The sequence below is a fragment of the uncultured Arenimonas sp. genome (assembly GCF_963976025.1).
GTDB lineage: Bacteria > Pseudomonadota > Gammaproteobacteria > Xanthomonadales > Xanthomonadaceae > Arenimonas.
Window position 1 is genome coordinate 1 of record NZ_CAXBJS010000208.1, and the last position, 4,459, is coordinate 4,459.

Here is a 4,459-nt window from a genome sequence, read left to right on the forward strand (position 1 = left end):
CCCGCTGCTCGCCGACGTCGCCGCTTCGGCCCTGTTTGTTGCCGGCCCGTCCGGATTCGCCGACCTGGCCGGAAAAATGGGCCTGGGCTGCGCCATGATGGTGACCGACGAAAACGAACTGCTGGTGACCGTGGCGATGAAGGCCCGGGTCACCCTGGCCCGCGACCCGGTACCGCTGGGGGCGCCGCTCGACCTCGGCCCGTCCTGCACCGCGGCGCCCACGCGCTGAAGCCCGGCCTCAGGCCCGCGGCGGATCCCTGAAACAAAGCGCCGGCTCGGGCTTGTGCACGGCGAAACCCTGGGCGTAATCGACGCTCAGGCCGCGCAGCAGGTCGCGCGCGCGCTCGTCCGCCACCCATTCGCCAATGACCTGCAGGCCCAGCTGGTGGCCGATGTCGGTGACCGCACGCACGATCGAATAACTGACCGGGTCGGTTTCGATGTTGCGGATGAAGCTGCCGTCGATCTTGATGAAGTCCACCGGCAGGTTCTTGAGGTAGCCGAACGACGCCATGCCCGAACCAAAATCGTCGAGCGAGAACTTGCAGCCGGCCGCACGCAGCCGCTGCATGAACTCCACCGCCCGGGCCATGTTGCTCACCGCCGCGGTTTCGGTGATTTCGAAACACAGGTGCCGCGGCGAAACCCCATGGCGTTCGATGGCGTCGAGCACGAAGTCGGCGAAAGCCGCGTCTTCGAAGGTCGGGCCGGAAAGATTGATCGCGCACAGGCTGATCGGCCGGCCCGAAGGATGCAGGCGGCTGAAGTTGGCCAGCGTGGTTTCGACCACCCAGCGGTCGATGGCCGGCATCAGCCCGAAACGTTCCGCCGCGGGAATGAAGGCACCCGGCGGCACCAGCGCGCCCTTTTCGTCGCGCAGGCGGATAAGCATCTCCATGTGCACGCCTTCGGAACGTTCGCCTTCCCACAGCGGCACCAGTTCCTGGAAATGCAGCAGGAAGCGACCATCGGAAAGCGCCTGGCGGATGCGGCCGGCCCACTCCATCTCGCTGCGGCGCTGGGTGGTTTCGGAATCCTCTTCCGAGAACAGGTGCACGCGGTTGCGGCCTCGTTCCTTGGCCATGTAACAGGCAGTGTCGGCATGTGCCAGCAGCGTGCGCTGGCTCAGCCCGGCGCCGCGCAGCATCACCACGCCGATGCTGGCGCTGATGGTGTAGTTGCGCTGTTCCCAGCCGAAGGAGTATCCGTCGATGTCGGTACGGATGCGCTCGGCCAGGGCGACGGCATCGCTTTCGCTGGCGCCTTCGACCAGAATCGCGAACTCGTCGCCGCCCAGGCGGGCCACCACGGCCTTTTCGGGCAGCATGCCCAGCAGCAGGTTCGCCAGCTGGGCCAGCAGCTGGTCGCCGGCATAATGGCCCGAGGTGTCGTTGATCAGCTTGAACTGGTCAAGGTCCATGTACAGCAGCGCCCACGCCGGCCCGCCGGCATCGAGCGAGGCGATGGCCGCATCCAGGCGCCGCTCGAACTCGCGGCGGTTGTACAGGCTGGTGAGCGAATCGTGCTTGGCCTGGTAGCTCAGCTCCTCGCTGAGCACCCGCAGTTCGGTGATGTCGTTGGCCACCGCCAGCAGGTGCGCTTCGTCGCCCAGGTCGATGTTCGACACCGACAGCGTGGCCCAGAACGGCAACTGCTCCGGCCCGTGCAGCTGCGCCGACTCGTTGATGATGCCGTCGGGCGAACCCGGCAGCCTGGCGATGCGATCGCGCAGCGCCGGGTCATCGACCAGGTCGACCAGGCGGATGGACCCGGTGTCGTCGCCAACGCCGAAGCGGTCGCGGCAGGCCTGGTTGGCGTACACCAGCGACGTGTCGTCGGCCCGCGCCAGCATCACCAGGGCCGGCAGCAGTTCGTTCAGGGCACGGAAGCGCGCCTCGCTCTGGCGGTACTGCGCCGCCATGTCGCTGGCCAGGGCCAGCGCCCGCGAGCGGGTGCCGGCGATCGACCAGGCCAGGCTGGCAAGCAGCAGGCTGGCCAGCACGCCGATACCGAAGGTCAGCGCCGGCAGCCAGGTGGCCGGGTCGGCGTCGGGCAGCGGCTCGGCCTCGATGCGCCAGGTGCGGCCGCCGTAGGCCAGGTCGTGCACATAGGTGTCCTGGACCCGCGTCGCCGTCGCCTCGGCGCCGGGCACCGCGGCCTGCGTGGCCTGCTCGAACAGCAGGGCCCGGCCCCCGTCGGTGACGTCGATAACGCGGATCCGGAAACGTTCCTGGGTTTCGCTGGGCAGCGCGTCGGCGATCAGCCGGCTGACCCGGAACGAAGCGGCCAGGGTGCCGATCTCGCGGCTGCGGCGTTCGGCCAGGTCCCGCGGCGGCGCACCGGCGCTGAAGATCGGCAGCCGGATCGTCACGCCGTCGTTCGGACCTGGCATGCCGGTGCGCTGGATCAGCTGGAACGGCGCCGACATCACCGGCCGGTCGGCATCACGCGCGAATCGCGCCGCCGCCAGGTTCGCCGGCTGGGTGGCGACATCAAGGCCAACCAGGGCTTCGTTGCCCGAGCGCGGCGCCACCAGGTTGGTCAGGTAGTGTTCGCGGCCATCGGGCTCGGCGTCGCTGGAAGGACGGCCGCTGCGTTCGGCATACGCCATCGCCTGCAGGCTGGGGAACTGTTCGCGCGGCCGCAGGTTGGCGTAGATGGCCTCGAACTCGGCCGCGGTGACGTTGTCGGAGGCCAGGAACAGCGCCTGCACCGCCCGCACCAGCAGGCCACAGGTCTGCAGCTGCCCGTCCACCGCCTCGAAGCTGCGTTCGGCCAGCCGGTCGAGCCGCATCCGGTCGGAACGTTCCAGGGCGTCGTGGTGCAGGGTGGCCGCAAGCACGCTCAGGGCCAGGCCGACCAGCAGCGCGCCGAAACTCCACAACCACGCGGGTTGGCCGAGGAAGCCGCCGTCTTTGCGATGCTCGTGCAAGCCTCTCTCCTGCGTCCCTACCCTGGTTTGCGGCAGAATCCCCGTCCTGACCCTTGAAGCGGAAGCCATCCATGACCCACCAGGACCTCGGCCATCTATATCGTGCGCACCTGTCGACAATCAAGGAGCGCGCGGACCGTGCGCTGGAAAAGGGTGGCTTCGATCACCTTCTGGTCGCCTCAGGGGTCGAAAAATACGAATTCCTCGACGACCGCCCCTATCCCTTCAAGCCCAACGCCCACTTCAAGGCCTGGCTGCCACTGACCCGGCATCCGTCCTGCTGGATCGCCTACACGCCGGGCCGCAAGCCGGTGCTGGTGTATTTCCAGCCCGACGACTACTGGCATGTGCCGCCGACCGCGCCCGAAGGTTTCTGGGTGGACGAGTTTGACGTACGGGTCATCAGCGACCCCGCCGAAGCCAGCCAGCACCTGCCCACGACCGGCAAGTGCGCGATCCTGGGCGAAGCCGATGCCGCCCTGCCCGGCTTCGAACCCAACAACCCGAAGGCGGTCATCGACTACCTGCACTTCCACCGCGCCTGGAAGACCGCCTACGAACTCGACCGCATGCGCGCCGCCCAGCGCCGCGCCGTGCCCGGCCACCTGGCCGCGCGCGCCGCCTTCCACGCCGGCGCTTCGGAAGCCCGCATCCACGCGGCCTACCTGGCCGCGACCGGCCACACCGACCTGGACGCGCCCTACAACAGCATCGTCGGCCTGAACCAGCACGGCGCCACGCTGCACTACCAGTACAAGGACGCGCAGGCGCCCGGCCGCAACCGTTCGCTGCTGATCGACGCGGGCGCCGAGGTTGATGGTTATGCCTCGGACATCACGCGCACCTGGGGCGACGGCGACGAACACTTCGCGGCGCTGGTGAACGCGGTGGACAACGAACAGCTGGCGCTGTGCGACAAGGTGCGCGCGGGCACGGACTACCGCGACCTGCACCTGGAATGCCACCTGCGCCTGGGCGGGGTGCTGCGCACGCTGGGCATCGTGGACATGGACCCGGGCCAGATGCTGGCCACCGGCCTGACCTCCACGTTCTTCCCGCATGGCCTGGGCCACCCGATCGGGCTGCAGGTGCACGACGTGGCGGGCTTCACGGACGAAGACGGCAAGGTGATCCCGCGCCCGGACGGCCACCCGTTCCTGCGCATGACCCGGGTGCTGGAGCCGGGCATGGTGGTGACGATCGAGCCGGGGCTGCCAAGCTCAAGGCCCGCCCGGAAGGCAAGGCCGTGAACTGGGACAAGATCGAACAGCTGCTGCCCTGGGGCGGCGTACGGATCGAGGATGAAGTGCACTGCACCGACGGCGTGCCCGAAAACCTGACGCGGGATGCCTTCGCGGCCGTTTGAAGGCTCAGGATCGGCGGGCACTAACTAGCTGATTCTTGATAGAATTCGCGTCCTTTCAGCCCAAAAACCCCGGCAAATCACCGGGGTAGCGACCCGCCCCCATGGAAAAGAGCTTCGAGCCCAGCACCTTCGAGACCAAGTGGTACGCCCATTGGGAGTCC

2 protein-coding genes and 1 pseudogene are annotated in these 4,459 nt (G+C 68.2%); 2 read left to right on the top strand and 1 reads right to left on the bottom strand.

Annotated elements, in window-relative coordinates:
- Positions 1 to 229: hypothetical protein (locus tag AACZ35_RS12765; protein ID WP_339829903.1), on the top strand; the 229-nt coding region annotated here is incomplete at its 5' end.
- Between the two features lie 9 nt (positions 230 to 238).
- On the opposite strand, the gene AACZ35_RS12770 is transcribed toward AACZ35_RS12765, so the two are convergent.
- Positions 239 to 2,932, bottom strand: a complete 2,694-nt coding sequence (locus AACZ35_RS12770; RefSeq protein ID WP_339829905.1) for an EAL domain-containing protein — start codon at positions 2,930 to 2,932, stop codon at positions 239 to 241.
- Between the two features lie 71 nt (positions 2,933 to 3,003).
- On the opposite strand from AACZ35_RS12770, the pseudogene pepQ reads away from it, so the two are divergent.
- Positions 3,004 to 4,298 (top strand): annotated as a pseudogene (gene pepQ, locus AACZ35_RS12775) (Xaa-Pro dipeptidase).
- Positions 4,299 to 4,459: the final 161 nt, after the last annotated feature.